We start from the raw sequence: 16,753 nt of genomic DNA, 5'->3' as shown, positions 1-16,753 counted from the left end.
ATTGTCGCATAAGAAGCGTTTTAAGAACATGTAAAATTGTTTATTCTCATATTTTTCACGTATGATAAAAAGAAACGAAAAGAGGAGAATCGCGATGAATCTTCCATCACCGATTTTGTTTTACGACGGAAACTGTGGGTTTTGTCAACAGTCTGTCCAATTTGTTCTCAAAAATGAAAAAAGTGACGTTGTGTTTTTTGCACCTCTTCAGAGCGATATAGCTGATGAAATGAAAAAAGAATACCCAGAACTTCATAATATTGATTCAATCGTGTTTTATGAGGGAAAGGAATTGTTAGTTGAGTCTGATGCTGTATTAGCTTTAGCCACTTATTTAAAAAATCCGTTTCCATTTGCTAAACATGGTCTTGTATTTCCAAGATTTTTACGAGATGGATTGTATCGGGTAATTGCAAAACATCGTCATCGATTAGTTGATTCGAATGAATCGTGTATATTGCCAACTGCTGAACAAAAGAAACGGTTTTTAAGTTAACAGAAGGAGAGAGAGATATGTTTTTAGAAAAAAATAATGAAATTCGTAAGAAATTATTTCAAACGATAGAAGGGTTAACGGATGAACAGTTTAATAAAACACCTTCTAGTGGAGGTTGGTCTCCGAAACAAATTTTCGAACATCTTGTTCGAATGGAAACAGTAATAGGTACGAATATTGCAAGAGAGTTAAAAAATCCAGATAGCCCAAAAGCGCGGAAAAAACCGATTCAACTTACGACATCTCGTCTTATAAAAGTGGAAGCCCCTGGTTACACCGAACCTTCAAATGAATTCAAGTCAAAACAAGAAATGAAAAAAGAAATTCATGATTCAAGACTCTTCTTATTAGATGTTTACGAATCCAGCAACAAAGAAGTATTCAAAAGCAAATCATTTAAACACCCAATCTTTGGACAAGTTCCACTCATTCAATGGTTTCCATTTGTCGGATTACACGAAAAAAGACATTTGAAGCAATTGGAAAATACGATTAAAAATTTATAAGGTCATAAAGATTACTTATGACAACCTATAATTTTAATGTAATTTACTTATAAAGTAGACTACGTTATGATAGGAACTGGAGAAAAGTCGCTATTATTAGATGAGAGCCTTTTCATAAGACTAAAGGAGGAAAAGACATGGCAAAAAGTAATTTACACAATAGCCGTACTTCTTTCGATTTAAACGGAAAAACGTATAATTATTACCGTTTAGCAGCGTTAGAAGAGGCAGGGATCGCAAATGTTTCCCGACTTCCTTATTCAATTAAAGTATTATTAGAGTCCGTTTTACGACAACACGACGGATATGTCATCAAAGATGATCATGTTGAAAAATTAGCTAAATGGGGCAAAGATGTTGACCCTGAAGCTGAAGTACCATTTAAACCGTCACGTGTAATTCTTCAAGATTTCACTGGTGTACCTGTGGTTGTTGACTTAGCTGCGCTACGTTCAGCAATGGCTGAAATGGGTGGAGATCCAGACAAAATCAATCCTGCAATTCCAGTGGACTTAGTAATTGACCACTCTGTGCAAGTTGATAAATATGGTACAAGTGATGCACTTCGCGTGAATATGGAGCTTGAATTTGAGCGTAATGCAGAGCGTTATCAGTTCCTTAGCTGGGCTCAAAAAGCATATGACAACTACCGTGCAGTGCCACCAGCAACAGGTATCGTTCACCAAGTAAACTTAGAGTATTTAGCTAATGTTGTTCATGCTGTTCAAAATGAAGATGGTTCGTACGAAACGTATCCAGATACATTAGTAGGTACTGATTCACATACAACTATGATTAATGGTATTGGCGTTCTTGGTTGGGGTGTAGGTGGTATTGAAGCTGAAGCAGGTATGCTTGGTCAACCTTCATATTTCCCAATTCCTGAAGTTATCGGTGTTAAATTGACTGGCGATCTTCCAAATGGAACAACTGCTACTGACTTAGCACTTAAAGTAACTGAAGTACTTCGTAAAAAAGGTGTAGTAGGTAAATTTGTTGAGTTCTTTGGAGCTGGCGTAACAAAACTTCCACTTGCTGACCGTGCAACAATTGCTAACATGGCACCAGAGTATGGTGCAACTTGTGGTTTCTTCCCAGTTGATGAAGAAGCGCTTGATTATATGCGTTTAACTAGCCGTGATGCTGATCATATCCAAGTAGTTAAAGAATACTTAACTGCAAACGGAATGTTTTTCACTGCTGAAAATGAAGATCCTACTTACACTGATGTTGTTGAGTTAGATTTATCTACAATTGAGCCAAATATGTCTGGACCAAAACGTCCACAAGACTTAATTCCTTTGTCTCAAATGAAAACTGAATTCAACAAAGCAGTAGTTGCTCCACAAGGTAACCAAGGATTTGGTTTATCTAAAAAAGAATTTGCTAAAACTGCTAAAGTAACAATGGCAGATGGTTCTGAAGTAACAATTCCTACAGGTGCTATTGGTATTGCTGCCATTACATCATGTACAAATACATCAAATCCATTCGTTATGATTGGTGCGGGTCTTGTTGCTAAGAAAGCAGCTGAAAAAGGCTTGCGTCCACCAGCATACGTGAAAACTTCTCTTGCTCCAGGTTCTAAAGTAGTAACTGGTTACTTGCGTGATGCAGATTTACTTGCACCTTTAGCTGAAGTTGGATTTGACTTAGTTGGTTACGGATGTACGACTTGTATCGGTAACTCAGGTCCAATGCTTCCTGAAATCGAAAAGGGAATCATCGAAAACGACTTACTTGTAACTTCAGTTCTTTCAGGTAACCGTAACTTTGAAGGTCGTATCCATCCATTAGTGAAAGCTAACTACTTAGCATCTCCACCACTAGTTGTTGCTTATGCATTAGCTGGAACAGTTGATATCGATCTTCAAAACGAAGCTCTTGGTAAAGACAAAGATGGCAATGATGTATTCTTCGCAGATATCTGGCCATCAACAGAAGAAGTAAAAGAAGTTCTTTTACGTACTGTAACACCAGAATTATTCCGTGCTGAATATGCTCGTGTATTTGATGAAAACGAACGATGGAATGCAATTCAAACATCTAATGATTCATTGTATACATTCGATGAAGATTCAACTTATATTCAAAATCCTCCATACTTTGAAGGTTTATCTGTAGAGCCTAACGATATTCAAACGCTTGCAGGTCTTCGAGTAGTTGCGAAATTTGGAGATTCAATCACGACTGACCATATTTCACCAGCTGGTGCAATTGGTAAAGATACTCCAGCAGGTAAGTACTTACGTGAGCGTGGAGTAGAAGTTCGTAACTTCAATTCTTATGGTTCTCGTCGCGGTAGTCATGAAGTTATGATGCGTGGTACTTTCGCTAACATTCGTATCCGTAACCAAATTGCTGCAGGTACAGAAGGTGGATACACAACTTACTGGCCAAACGGCGAAATCATGGCAATTTATGACGCTGCAATGAAATATCAAGAAGATGGAACTGGATTAGTTGTTTTAGCAGGTAAAGATTACGGAATGGGATCTTCACGTGACTGGGCAGCTAAAGGAACAAACCTACTTGGTATTAAAACTGTAATCGCTGAAAGCTATGAACGTATTCACCGTTCTAACCTTGTAATGATGGGTGTTTTACCACTTCAATACTTACCAGGTCAAAACGCAGAATCACTTGGCTTAACAGGTAAAGAAGAAATCAGCGTAAATATTGCTGAAGGCGTAAAACCTCGTGATATTCTAAAAGTAACGGCTAAATCAGCTGACGGTTCTGTTACAGAATTCGATGTATTAGCTCGTTTCGATTCAGAAGTAGAAGTTGATTACTACCGTCATGGTGGTATTTTACCAATGGTACTTCGCGACAAATTAAAAAACTAAAATTGATATAAAATGAAGACTGCAGATAAACTTGAGAAATTCAAGTTTATCTGCAGTTTTTTTATATTTAATATACACATGTTTGAAGAAGCAGTTCTGATAGAATCCAGGTTCTAGTTGAGGATTTGCGCATGTGGGCCAGCGCAAATTAAGTCAGTAACACTCCATCAGTCACCACTTTAAAAAGATTTATCCTATAAACAGAAATAAATAGGTATTTTCTTCACTTGTAAAACATGTAATGAGATAAGGGTTTATACGTCAATAGTAATTCCGATTAAATTTCTTTTATTTGGAAAACTCATTCAATTTAGAATATTGCTATGATACACTTTTAGGAAGATAGTATGTTAGCGAGGGAAGTATATGGACCTACCTTTACTCAAATCTAAACTCGTTCTACCCGTGGCAAGTGAAACCTATATGAGACGGGCTTCTTTAACGCGAACTTTCAAACAAATAACATTAAAAAAATGTACACTAATTTCTGGCGGAGCAGGGTATGGTAAAAGCTCTGCTGTTGCACAATACCTTACAGATAGCCGAATTCATTGTTCGTGGTACACCGTTTCTCCAGAAGATGATGATTTAGCACCGTTCTTACGTTATTTAATTGGTAGTATACAAAGGATTGTTCCTAGTTTCGGTCAGAAGTTTAAAAAAGATTGGTCGTTTCAACCAGCATTTCCAAGTGAGAAAGAATTAATCGCCTGGCATGCTTGGTTTGTTGATGAGCTAGATCATATTGCCGAACCTTTTGTCATTGTTATTGATGACTATCATCTAATTGATCATGTCTTCTCTATAAACTTTATGATGGAACGGATATTAGAACATTGTCCACCTTATATTCATATTGTTTTAATTTCAAGGACCAGACCAAGATGGGCCCAACTACTAAAGTTGAAAATGAAGGGACAATTACTTGAGGTCAATGAACATGACCTCATGTTTACTGAAGAAGAAATACTCGTGTATTTTGAAGATTATTTCAATCGAAGTCTTACTGAAAACGAGACCAAAAGAATACTAGAAATAACAGAAGGTTGGGCAATTGCCATCCAATTAATTGCAATGCAGTCTGCGAGTGAAAACAGTACATTTGATGTTTCACTTAAACCTGCATTAGAAGATTTATTTCACTATCTTTCAGAAGAAGTATTTACGAGATACAAAGAGGTAGAGCAGAAGTGGCTCCTACAATTCTCGATTTTCCCAACATTCTCTCAAGAGTTTATCCAAACATTTTATGGCGAAGGGGCTGGAGTATTTTTGCAACGCTTCCGCAGCCATCATGGTTTCATTCAACAACTAGGGGAAGATTCTGTCTATCGTTATCATGCATTATTTCAACAATACCTAATGACCAAATGGAAACAGACAAACTATCAAGAATATCAACTAGCACATCAAATAGCCGCTACTCATTTCTGGGAAAATGGCGACTCTATTCACTCTATATATCATGCACTCCAAAGTGAAGATTCCCATTTTATTAGCCAAATTGTAATGAAAACTGCACCCAGATTATTGAAACTTGGACAATTCGATTTAATTATGGAAAGTTTAAAAGAAATCCCACTCAGTTATTTTGAGGAGTATCCTGCGTTATATTATTTTGAAGGAGAAGCTAATCGTTATCGCGCTTATTATGAAAAATCAAAACAAGCGTATCAAAAATGTTTACATCTAGCGACTACCAAAGAAGATCCTTATTATATGAGTTACGCTCATGCAGGACTAGCACATATTTATTTAGATACAATTCAACCAGGTTTAGCAGATCCACATTTATCTAATGCCATAGCCTTTGCTAATCAAACGACCAACATGTCTAAGACAGATATGTATAATTTAAAGCGACAATTTGCAGAAAACCTCGTTAATTTAGGTAAAACAAGAGAAGCAAAAGCTTTTATTGAAGTTGAACAATTACCGAAGGATTTATTAACAGATGGAAATTTAGATGCACGGATATTATTAAGAATGGGAAAATTATCGGCTTCATTGCAATTATTAGAAAACCGTATTCGAGAAGAAGATTTAGTACCCGATTCTCACCGAGAAACGGCAGTATTGCTTGCACTTCTAAACGCAATGGTCGGGGAATTATCCCATGCCAGTTATTATGCAACAAAAGGAATTGAAAGTGGAATACGTGAAAAATCTGGATTCGTAGAAGCAGTAGGATTAATACGTAAAGGTCATGCGGAAAGTGTGGATGGTGATCGTTTTTGGGATTCTCCTGAGCGTATGTACCTTCAAGCTATTGAAAAAATGGACCAAATGAATGTTTCTCGAGGAAAAGCAGAGCCTTATTTAGGACTTGCTCTTTTAAAAGCGAAGCAAGGTTATTATTACGATGCACAAATTTTAGCTGAAAAAGGGTTGAGAGAAACGGAAATTGTGCATGATTCTTGGTTCTCTGCTTATATAAAAATTGGTCTAGCGATTATTTATTATTCATCGAACGAGTTTGAAAAAGCCATAACATATGCTAGACAAGCACAACATGATTTTTCTTTATGCGGCGATTCTTTTGGATTGATGATTTCATCATTTTGGTTAAGTATGTGCGCTTACAATAGTAGTGATGAAAATATTTTCCTTGAAGAGATTAAGATATTCGCTAGATTAATAGTCGAAGAGCAGTATACATTTTTCATTGAAAAATTAACGCTTTATGGCCCTTTTGATTTGCAACAGTTTTATCCATTAATTCAACGTGCAATAAAGGATGATCAACAGGATGAAATGCTTAGACAAATTAGCCAACATTTACAGGTAATACACACTGTTTCGTATCCAGGTTATACGTTACACATCAACTTATTAGGCCCAATTTCTATAAAACTGGGTTTAAAGGAAGTGGATGATCGTAAGTGGCAAAGAGAAAAAGCAAAAGATTTATTTGTCTATTTGTTTATACACAGAGAGCGATTTATACCAAAAGATGAACTTATCCGTGAATTATTTGAAAACCAAGATGAAAAGACGGCCAATCGAGATTTTAAAGTTGCACTTAACGCCTTATTCAATGTATTGGAACCTGAAAGGCCGCCACGAGCAGAATCATACTTCATAATTCGAAAGCAGACGATGTACAGAATTCACCCAAAGGCCGCTATTATTAGTGATGTTCAGAAATTTCAACAATTGGCTTCTCAGGGTTTAGAAGAGCGTAATCCTCAGCAAGCTATCGAGTTATTAAAATCAGCTGTCTCGCTATATAAAGGTGCTTTCTATCTTGATCAATCACTGTGCGATTGGTTTCAGTTTGAAAGAGATCATTTTCATCAAACCTATCTTCAAATCATTGAAAAGTTAGCGCAAAATTCTACTCGTCTTCAGCAATTCGATCAAACCATATACTGGTCTGAAAAGTTACTCAGAATTGACAATACGTGGGAAGAAGCATACCGACTGTTAATGTATGCACACGATCAGAAACATAATCGGTCATTGGCTATTATGTGGTATGAGAGGTGTGTGAAAATGTTGATGCAAGAGTTTGAATTACCTCCAATGGAAACAACTGAACAAATGTACGAACTTATAACGATGGGCTATTCATAACTCTGTTTCGAGAAAGATCGAAGCAGAGTTATTGTTCTTTACAGCTAAAAAGAACTTATTCCTATTTTAAGAAGACTAGAAAGTATAGAATTCCAATTTATTGTCTAGCTCCAAGCGCCAGCCCACACCAAAGCTTGGGCTCGCACGATGCGAGTCATGAAGGCGTTGGGACACGATGTCCCGCACATCGCCTTCCTTCCACCCTCTCTTGCGAAAGCAAGCTTTCGAATCGATTCTTCCAGCGGCGGTGTCGGTCTAGAAGGCACTTTGCGCTTTTCTCGTCGTGTAACTCTTTTGTAACTACTATTCTATAAAATAAACACTAGCAAGAAAACGCTTACAAAAGCGAAATAGGGGAAGGGGATTTTCATGAAAAGAAAGTCATGGTTATTTTTAGCATTAATTTTTGTCATGGTTTTTAGTAGCGCTTGTAGTAACACGGATACAACTAAAGTTCCAGTAAGTGGAGATAATAAGACAGAAGAAGGCGGAACAATTAAAATTGGGGTCTTAGCATCGTTAACTGGGGCACTTGAATCTTACGGAAAACAAACACAGCAAGGATTTGAATTAGGCATTGAATACGCTACTGAAGGCACGATGGAAGTAGCTGGCAAAAAGATAGAAATCATTTATGAAGATACAGAAACAAAACCAGAAGTTGCTGTACAAAAAGCAACAAAATTACTCGAAGAAGATGAAGTGGATTTCCTAGTAGGTTCTTCTAGTTCAGGTGATACACTCGCTGTCCTACCATTAGCAGAAGAATATGAAAAAATTATGGTTGTTGAACCTGCAGTTGCAGACAGTATTACAGGTGCTGAGTTTAACAAATACATTTTCCGTACTTCACGTAACTCGTCTCAGGATGCTGTAGCAGGTGCAGCAGCAATTGCTAAGCCTGGCGTTAAAATTGCCACGTTTGCTCCAGACTATTCATTTGGAAGGGACGGAATTGCTGCATTTAAGAAGGCGGCAGAAGAATTAGGTGCTGAAATCGTTTTAGAAGAATATGCAGATCCAGCAGCAACAGACTTCACTTCAAACTTACAAAAAGTTATCGAAGCGAAACCAGATTACTTGTTCGTTGTATGGGCGGGTGCAAACTCACCTTGGAATCAAATTGCAGATTTGAAACTTCAAGATAAAGGCATCAAAATCTCAACTGGTGCTCCTGATATTCCAGCTTTGACTACTATGGAGGCCTTAGTAGGAATGGAAGGCTTCTCAGTTTACTATCACACATTACCAGATAATGATGTGAATGATTGGTTAGTAGAGAAGCATAAAGAAAAATATGATGGGGCAGTGCCCGATTTATTCACTCCAGGAGGTATGACAGCTGCCATTTCAATCATAGAAGCATTGAAAAAATCAGAAGGAAATGCAGATGGCAATGAATTAATCGGTGTTATGGAAGGTATGTCATTTGAAACACCAAAAGGAAAAATGACATTCCGTGCCGAAGATCACCAAGCTTTACAAACTATGTACTCTGTTAAATTAGAAAAACTAGCTGGTTTTGATTATCCTGTTCCCGTGCTAATTCGAGAATTATCACCTTCAGAAACAGAACCACCAATTCAAAACTAATATAGAGTGAGACGGCCTGTGAAAACAGGTCTGTCTCTCTCCATGTTTAAGAACGTTTCTTGAATATGGAGAGAGACAGAAGAAAGGGTGAAATCGATGACTCCAATTTTAAGAACTGAAAACTTATCCATCAAATTTGGTGGCCATACAGCAGTTAATCAAATGAATTTTGAAATGCCAAAAAACCATTTCAAATCGATTATAGGTCCAAATGGAGCAGGAAAGACAACATTTTTTAATTTAATTAGTGGAGAATTAAAACCTTCTGAAGGAAAAGTTTATTTTAAAAATGAAGATATGTCCCGCTTATCACCTGTTGAAAGAACAAGAAGAGGATTGGGCCGCTCATTTCAAATTACTAACGTATTTCCAAATCTAACCGTATTAGAAAACGTTCGTTTAGCTGTCCAATCTAAAGAGAAAATTCGTTATCAAATGATTCATCATGTACTAAAGTATCCTAACCTCATTCATAAAACTGAGGAACTGCTTGAACTGGTATTATTAGTTTCCAAAAAACATATTGCTGCTAGTCAGTTGTCACACGGTGAAAAACGGAAATTAGAAATTGCGATGTTATTAGCTTTAGATACTGATGTCCTGTTATTAGATGAGCCTACTGCTGGTATGTCACTAGAAGAAGTGCCAGCTATATTAGCCGTAATCAAAAGAATTAAAGAAGAAGGTAATAAAACGATTCTACTAATCGAACACAAGATGGATATGATATTAGATTTGTCGGACTCTATTATAGTTATGTTCAACGGAGAGCTATTGGCAGATGGAACCCCAGAAGAAATCATGCAAAACGAAACCGTTCAAAATGCTTATTTAGGAGGTTCATATAATGACCACGCTGTTAAAAGTTGAAGGGGTTCATACGTTTATCAATCAATATCATATTTTACAGGGTATAACATTCGAAGCAAAAGAGGGAGAAGTTAGTGTGCTTCTTGGGCGGAATGGTGCTGGAAAAACGACCACACTTAAAACGATTTTAGGATTAACTCCAGCTTCAAAAGGTAGTGTTCTGTTTAAAGGAGAAGACATTACGAAAAAACCCACTTATGGAATTGCCAACAAAGGGATTGGCTATGTTCCTGAGGACCAAGGGATTTTTGGTTCATTAACCGTAGAAGAAAACATGAAAGTGGCGATGCGAAAAGACGATGAAGAAACGTTAGCCAAGCAAGATTACGTGCTTAATTTGTTTCCTGATCTCAAAAAGTTTTGGAAAAAAGATGGTGGTCATCTTTCAGGGGGACAAAAACAAATGCTAGCGATGGCTAGAGCATTCGTCGGAAATAGTCAGCTGTTATTAATTGATGAACCTTCAAAAGGGCTTGCACCTATTGTCATTGAAAAAGTAATGGAAGCCATTGTAGATATGAAAAAACATACGACAATCGTATTGGTTGAACAGAATTTTATGATGGCAAGTCGAATTGGAGATACATACACGCTTATAGATGATGGTGAGACAGTTCAAGCAGGACGGATGCAAGAATTAATTCACGATGAACAATTGAAACGAAAATATTTAGGAATAGGATAAGGGGGGACAGTCATGGAACTACTCATGAATTTAACGATAAATGGGCTAGCAACTGGCATGTTAATCTTCCTTTTAGCAGCCGGTTTAACGTTAATTTTTGGTTTGATGGACGTTCTTAATTTCGCGCATGGTGGATTATTTGCATGGGGTGCCTACGCTTCTGTTTGGTTCTATGCACTAACGGATAGCTTTGTACTCGCTATTTTAGGAGCTATATTAACAGGGATAATCTTAGGGTTTATTACGGAGAAATTAATTATCACACCCGTATATGGTAATCATGTCCAACAGATCTTAATTACCCTTGGATTTATGCTTGTCCTAACTGAAATGTTGAAAGTGGTATTTGGTCCCAATCAGATTGCTGCTAGAACACCTGAATTTTTATCTGGTAGTTGGGAAGTCGGGGACGTCATTATCATTAAATACCGTGTATTTATTATCATTATGGGCTTTCTTGTATTTGGAATTTTTCAGTATATCCTTAAGAAAACTAAAATCGGTTTAATTGTACGTGCAGGAGTTATGAATAAAGAGATGGTTCAAGCACTTGGGATTAATATTAAAAACGTTTTCCTATATGTGTTTATCGCAGGTGCGGCTTTGGCGGCACTCGGTGGCGCCTTAATGGCACCTTATTCAGGAGTCATTTACGCAGAGATGGGAATGGAGTTTGCGATTCTAGGTTTCATTGTTGTAGTAATTGGAGGAATGGGCAGTTTTCCAGGATCCTTGTTAGCCGCTATTATTGTAGGGGTTACAGGTAGTTATATGGCTTACTATGTACCATCCTTATCTTTAGCAGTAAATATGATGATCATGGCTATTGTACTAGTTTTCCGTCCGCAAGGTTTATTTAGAGCAAAGGGGTGAAGACATGACTACTAAATATCAATGGAACAATATCTTTCTCTCAATCATTGTCATTGTGTTGTTCATCTTCCCTTTTGTTATAGACTCAAGGAGTTGGACAATTCTTTTAACACAAATTTTTATTTTTTCAATATTAGCAATGAGTTATGATATTTTACTAGGATATACAGGTATTGTATCTTTCGGTCACGCAATGTTTTTCGGTATTGGCGCATATACGACAGCAGTTATGTTAGATCGTATAGAGCCTACAATTAGTGTGTTTATTTTATCTATAGCCACAGGGATGATCATTGCAGGAATCATTAGCTTCCTTGTTGGGCTTATGACTTTACGCTTGAAGAGTCACTTCTTCGCCATGCTAACTCTAGCTCTTTCTGGGCTATTTTTAGTACTTGCTGAAAAGTGGCGTAGTTTGACATCAGGTAATGATGGGTTTACGTTCCGTGCTCCAGAGTTTTTTAAAGATCGAATCATGTTTTATTTGGTCGTACTTGTCTGTTTGATTGTGGTTTACATTCTACTTAGACGATTTGTACAATCACCACTTGGTCACGTGTTAGTAGCAGTAAGAGAAAATGAACAACGAACCAAATCATTAGGGTACAATACGCTTCATTACAAAGTAATTGCATCTGTTGTAGCAGGAGTTGTTGCTAGTTTAGCAGGAGCATTTTATGCCATAAGCTTACGGTTTGTTAATACCAGTGTCTTGACGATGGACATCACACTGGACGCCTTACTTATGACCATTATTGGAGGCGTGGGTACGTTGATTGGTCCTATAATAGGTGCTGGCGTAATTGAGTTGTCTCAGCATTACTTATCAGGACTTGCGAAGGATTACCCGATTTTTGAACGGTGGATTATCTTCTTCGGTATCATCTACATTTTGGCCGTTATTTTCTTCCCTTCTGGTATTGTTGGGACTTTTAGAAATTGGTTTAGCAAAAAGGAAAAAACAAACGGTAAAGAAAATAAATCAAGATCGGCGGGGTTATGATGCCTATTGGAATTGTCAGTACCGGTGTGTACATACCCTCCCACTCAATGTCAGCAGAAGAAATTGCTGCTGCATCTAACGTTCCCTTACATGTTGTAAAAGATAAAATGGGCATTACGAAAAAACCAATCCCAGGCCCAAATGATCACACTGTCCAAATGGGTATATGGGCAGCTCAAGATGCATTGAAACGAGGTCAGGTTGATCCCAAATCAATTGATTGTGTGATTTATATCGGGGAAGAACATAAAGAATATCCATTATGGACCGCTGCCATTAAAACACAAGAAGAGATTGGTGCTTATCATGCTTGGGGATTTGATATAGCCCTTCGTTGTGGCACGACAATTTTAGCTTTAAAACTCGCTAAAAGCTTAATGCTATCGGACGACTCGATTGAAACTGTACTTTTAGCAGGTGGGTATCGAAACAGTGATTTTATTGATTATACAAATGAAAGTACTCGTTTCATGTTTAACCTAGGAGCGGGTGGAGCTGCTATGATTTTGAAAAAGAACCATGATGTCAACGCTCTTTTAGAATCGGACCTTATGACAGACGGCTCATTTTCTGAAGATGTAGTGGTCCCAGTAGGAGGAACTAAAACTCCATTAACACAAGAATTATTAATGTCTGGAGCATATAAACTAGACGTGTTAGATCCTGAGGGAATGAAAAAAAGACTGGAACAAAAATCGATGCAAAACTTTTTAAAAGTCATTCGACATTCTTTGTCGAAAAGCGGATTTACAGAACATGATATTTCGTTCTTGGCGATTCTCCATATGAAAAAATCAGCACATAATTATGTATTAAATGAACTCGGATTATCTGAAGATCAGTCTATTTATTTACACGAATATGGACATATCGGTCAAATGGATCAAATCATTTCTTTGCAACTTGCAGAGCAACAAGGCAAATTAAAAAAAGGGGACATTGTTGTCTTAGTAAGTGCTGGTATTGGATATGCATGGGGTGCTACGACTATAAAATGGGGTTCTGAATAGGAGGCTAACAATAGTATGCAAAAAATATTACTTGATAACGGTGAAACAATATCATATCGCGAACGTTACGGTGGGGACCAAGTTATAGTGCTTGTCCATGGGAATATGACATCCTCTAAACACTGGGACGTTTTAATCGAACAATTAGATTCAAAATACAAAATATATGCACTTGATTTAAGAGGATATGGAGAATCGAGTTATCATAATCGAGTACAAGGAATTTCTGATTTCTCTAATGACTTAAGAGGATTTGTTGATGCACTAGGCTTAGAGACATTCCATTTAGTGGGGTGGTCTACTGGTGGGGCAGTTTGCATGCAATTTGTTACTGATCACCCTAATCGCTGTGAAAAGATGGTACTTCTAGCGTCAGCTTCTACAAGAGGTTACCCTTTCTATGGAACAAATGCAGATGGGACACCAGATTTACAAACTCGACTACAAACCATTGAACAAGTAGAAGAAGATTCGGGCAAAACGAAAGCTATCCAAAGTTTATATGATTCGAAAAACCGTGAAGGCTTAAAAGCAGTATGGAACGCGTTAATTTATACGCATAATCAACCAGAAGAAGATCAATACGAAAAGTATGTTACAGATATGTTGACACAACGAAATTTAGCGGACGTTTACTACTCTTTAAATAGTTTCAATATAAGTGGAACGCATAATGGCGTCACTAAAGGAACGAACCAAGCTAAAGACATTTCAATCCCAGTACTCATATTACGAGGTGACCGGGATTATGTCGTTTCTGAACAAATGACACAAGAAATAGTAGAAGATCTTGGAGACAATGCGACGTATTTACCTTTATTAAATAGTGGTCATTCACCGTTAATAGATGATCTTCCACAATTAATAAAACATATAGAAGAATTTTTAGGATAGGAGACAAAACCATGCGTTTACACAATCAAGTTGCCATCATTACAGGGGGCGCTAATGGAATAGGTTATGCGGCTGTTGAACGTTTTGCAGAAGAAGGAGCTAAAGTCGTTCTAGCTGATTATGATGAAGCTACGGGAATAGATGCGGCTAGCAAACTTAGAGATTCAGGCTACGACGTAACATTTATTCAAGTGAATGTTGCAAATCGAGAGAGTGTCCAGCAATTGATTGATCGTACGGTGGAAACCTATGGTGGAATTGACATTTTAATTAATAATGCTGGCATTACACGAGATGCAATGTTAGCTAAAATGGAACCTTCAAACTTCCAACAAGTATTAGATGTCAACATGACGGGTGTCTTTAACTGTACGCAAAGCGCTCTTCCGCATTTGATTTCAAAAGGAAAAGGGAAGATTATCAATACTTCTTCAGTTAGTGGTGTTTATGGGAATGTGGGGCAAACAAATTATGCAGCTTCTAAAGCTGCAGTTATCGGAATGACTAAATCATGGGCGAAAGAATTAGGCCGTAAAGGGATAAATGTAAATGCGGTGGCACCTGGCTTTACAAGGACAGCAATGGTGGAGAAAATGCCTGAGAATATTATTGAACAAATGAAGTCCATTGTTGCCTTACAACGACTAGGTGTTCCAAAAGACATTGCTAATGCTTATTTATTTTTAGCATCATCTGAATCTGATTACGTAAATGGCCATGTTCTTCATGTTGACGGGGGAATCATGATGTAAGAAAGGAAGCGTACGAATGTATAACGATCAAACCTGGTTTCTAAAACGTGCACAAATGGCTCCGGCAAAACTTGCTTGTGTTGATATCGATAGTGGTCAACAATGGTCGTATGCTCAATTTGCTGTTCTAATTAATGAATGGGTAATTCGGTTGTCAAATAAAAAACTGCAAAAGGGTGACCGAGTTGCCATTCTAGCAGCTAACCATCCAGAATTGATAGCCATTTTATTTGCATGCGGGTTAAAAGGTTATATATATGTACCTTTAAATTTTAGGTTAACAACAAATGAACTCACAGAAATTATAAGCAATTGTGAACCAACACTCTTAATAACGGACAATACATATACACATATAGCACACTCATTATTAGTTGAGGAGAATGTCCTTAATCGACAAACTGCTTTGACGAAAAATAAATTATCTGCTGCTTTACAATACGACTTGTCTATTTCAGTTGATTCCCCATGGATGATTATTTACACTGGCGGAACGACGGGTAAGTCAAAGGGAGTAAAACTCTCTTATAACAATGTGAATTGGAATGCCTTAAATACAATAGTAAGTTGGGGGCTTTCTGATTCTGATTGCACTGTTACATATATGCCTCTATTTCATACGGGCGGCCTTAATGCCTTGTCAATTCCAATATTAATGGCAGGTGGAACAGTAGTTGTTGGGCAACGTTTTGATGCAGAACAAGCTCTTAGAGAAATAATAGAATGGAAAGCGACTATTTCATTATTTGTCCCTACTATGTACCAAGAAATGATTCAAACTAAGACATTTAATACTAGTGAATTTCCTAATGTTCGTGCATTTCTCTCTGGAGGTGCTCCTTGTCCCGTTAAGATCTATGAAAAGTTTTTTTCTAGAGGGTTACCATTTAAAGAAGGTTACGGGCTTTCCGAAGCGGGACCAAATAATTTTTTCATAGATGTAGAATTAGCTAAAATAAAAAAAGGTTCTGTAGGAAAGAGTATGCAGTTTGTGGACATCATAATCGTATCAGATACCGGTCTTCCATGTGCGATTAATGAAGTAGGTGAACTTTGGATTCGCGGAAACCATGTTTTTTCTGGCTATTGGCAAAATGATGAAGAAACCAATGCAGCCATGCACAGAGAATGGTTAAAGACGGGTGATCTTGCAAAGATGGATGTTGATGGCGACTATTATATTGTAGGAAGAAAAAAAGACATGATTTTAACAGGGGGGGAAAATGTATACCCACTGGAAGTCGAACATTGCTTAATCGAGAGTAATATGATTAAAGAAGTAGCTGTTATCGGATTAAAGGATACAAAATGGGGTGAAATGGTTACAGCTTTTATTGCTCTAAAACATCCAAATTCTTATAATGAAAAACAGCTGATTGAACATTGTCGGAAGTATATAGCAGGTTATAAAATACCAAAGAGATTTGTTGTTGTAGCCGAACTACCTAAAACACATGTTGGAAAAATTGATAAAAAAAGATTGATTGATTTCATATAGGATTCAAAAGAATTTGAAAGGAATTAATTGAAGAATTAAAGCTTGCAGTCGGTTGTCCTGATGGGCAGCCTTTTTCTCTGCAAATAATAAACTGAGTTAAATAAACAGTAGATTTATAGAACTTTCAACACATCTGCTTATATACATA

General features: G+C 37.2%; 13 protein-coding genes. All 13 read left to right on the top strand.

The window, feature by feature from the left end; all coding sequences use genetic code 11:
- The first annotated feature begins 94 nt into the window (after positions 1-94).
- The 13 genes from ACHUE4_RS03885 to ACHUE4_RS03825 all read left to right on the top strand — a co-directional run bounded on the left by ACHUE4_RS03885 (position 95) and on the right by ACHUE4_RS03825 (position 16,605).
- On the top strand, positions 95-496 hold the full coding sequence (locus tag ACHUE4_RS03885; RefSeq protein ID WP_394188070.1) for a thiol-disulfide oxidoreductase DCC family protein: 402 nt from the start codon (positions 95-97) through the stop codon (positions 494-496).
- 17 nt (positions 497-513) lie between these two features.
- Complete coding sequence (locus ACHUE4_RS03880) at positions 514-1,002, top strand: DinB family protein (RefSeq protein ID WP_394188069.1); 489 nt, start codon at positions 514-516, stop codon at positions 1,000-1,002.
- Between the two features lie 137 nt (positions 1,003-1,139).
- A complete protein-coding gene (acnA, locus tag ACHUE4_RS03875) occupies positions 1,140-3,851 on the top strand; it encodes an aconitate hydratase AcnA (RefSeq protein ID WP_394188068.1) in 2,712 nt (903 codons plus the stop codon).
- Positions 3,852-4,217: 366 nt separating this feature from the next.
- Complete coding sequence (locus tag ACHUE4_RS03870) at positions 4,218-7,427, top strand: BTAD domain-containing putative transcriptional regulator (RefSeq protein ID WP_394188067.1); 3,210 nt, start codon at positions 4,218-4,220, stop codon at positions 7,425-7,427.
- Positions 7,428-7,796: 369 nt separating this feature from the next.
- Positions 7,797-9,020, top strand: a complete 1,224-nt coding sequence (locus ACHUE4_RS03865) for a substrate-binding domain-containing protein (RefSeq protein ID WP_394188066.1) — start codon at positions 7,797-7,799, stop codon at positions 9,018-9,020.
- 96 nt (positions 9,021-9,116) lie between these two features.
- Positions 9,117-9,890, top strand: coding sequence for an ABC transporter ATP-binding protein (locus tag ACHUE4_RS03860; RefSeq protein WP_394188065.1), 774 nt, complete (start codon positions 9,117-9,119; stop codon positions 9,888-9,890).
- Complete coding sequence (locus ACHUE4_RS03855; RefSeq protein ID WP_394188064.1) at positions 9,868-10,575, top strand: ABC transporter ATP-binding protein; 708 nt, start codon at positions 9,868-9,870, stop codon at positions 10,573-10,575. Before ACHUE4_RS03860 ends, ACHUE4_RS03855 begins: the two co-directional genes overlap by 23 nt.
- Positions 10,576-10,587: 12 nt before the next feature.
- A complete protein-coding gene (locus tag ACHUE4_RS03850; protein ID WP_394188063.1) occupies positions 10,588-11,448 on the top strand; it encodes a branched-chain amino acid ABC transporter permease in 861 nt (286 codons plus the stop codon).
- 4 nt (positions 11,449-11,452) lie between these two features.
- Positions 11,453-12,451 (top strand): branched-chain amino acid ABC transporter permease, encoded by a 999-nt coding sequence (locus ACHUE4_RS03845; RefSeq protein WP_394188062.1) that lies wholly within the window; start codon positions 11,453-11,455, stop codon positions 12,449-12,451.
- Positions 12,451-13,461 (top strand): 3-oxoacyl-ACP synthase, encoded by a 1,011-nt coding sequence (locus tag ACHUE4_RS03840; protein WP_394188061.1) that lies wholly within the window; start codon positions 12,451-12,453, stop codon positions 13,459-13,461. Before ACHUE4_RS03845 ends, ACHUE4_RS03840 begins: the two co-directional genes overlap by 1 nt.
- Positions 13,462-13,476: 15 nt before the next feature.
- The gene (phaZ, locus tag ACHUE4_RS03835; RefSeq protein ID WP_394188060.1) at positions 13,477-14,355 is read left to right on the top strand and encodes an intracellular short-chain-length polyhydroxyalkanoate depolymerase; all 879 of its coding nucleotides are present in this window, start codon (positions 13,477-13,479) and stop codon (positions 14,353-14,355) included.
- Between the two features lie 11 nt (positions 14,356-14,366).
- On the top strand, positions 14,367-15,107 hold the full coding sequence (fabG, locus tag ACHUE4_RS03830) for a 3-oxoacyl-ACP reductase FabG (RefSeq protein WP_394188059.1): 741 nt from the start codon (positions 14,367-14,369) through the stop codon (positions 15,105-15,107).
- Between the two features lie 16 nt (positions 15,108-15,123).
- Positions 15,124-16,605 carry a class I adenylate-forming enzyme family protein gene (locus ACHUE4_RS03825; protein WP_394188058.1) on the top strand — a complete coding sequence of 494 codons (1,482 nt, stop codon included), beginning with the start codon at positions 15,124-15,126 and terminating at the stop codon, positions 16,603-16,605.
- The last annotated feature ends 148 nt before the right edge of the window (positions 16,606-16,753 follow it).

It is taken from the genome of Paenisporosarcina quisquiliarum (assembly GCF_043641925.1).
In the GTDB taxonomy this organism is placed as follows: domain Bacteria; phylum Bacillota; class Bacilli; order Bacillales_A; family Planococcaceae; genus Paenisporosarcina; species Paenisporosarcina quisquiliarum_A.
The sequence above is the reverse complement of the archived record's forward strand: the minus strand, read 5'-3'. Positions and strand labels throughout refer to the sequence as shown.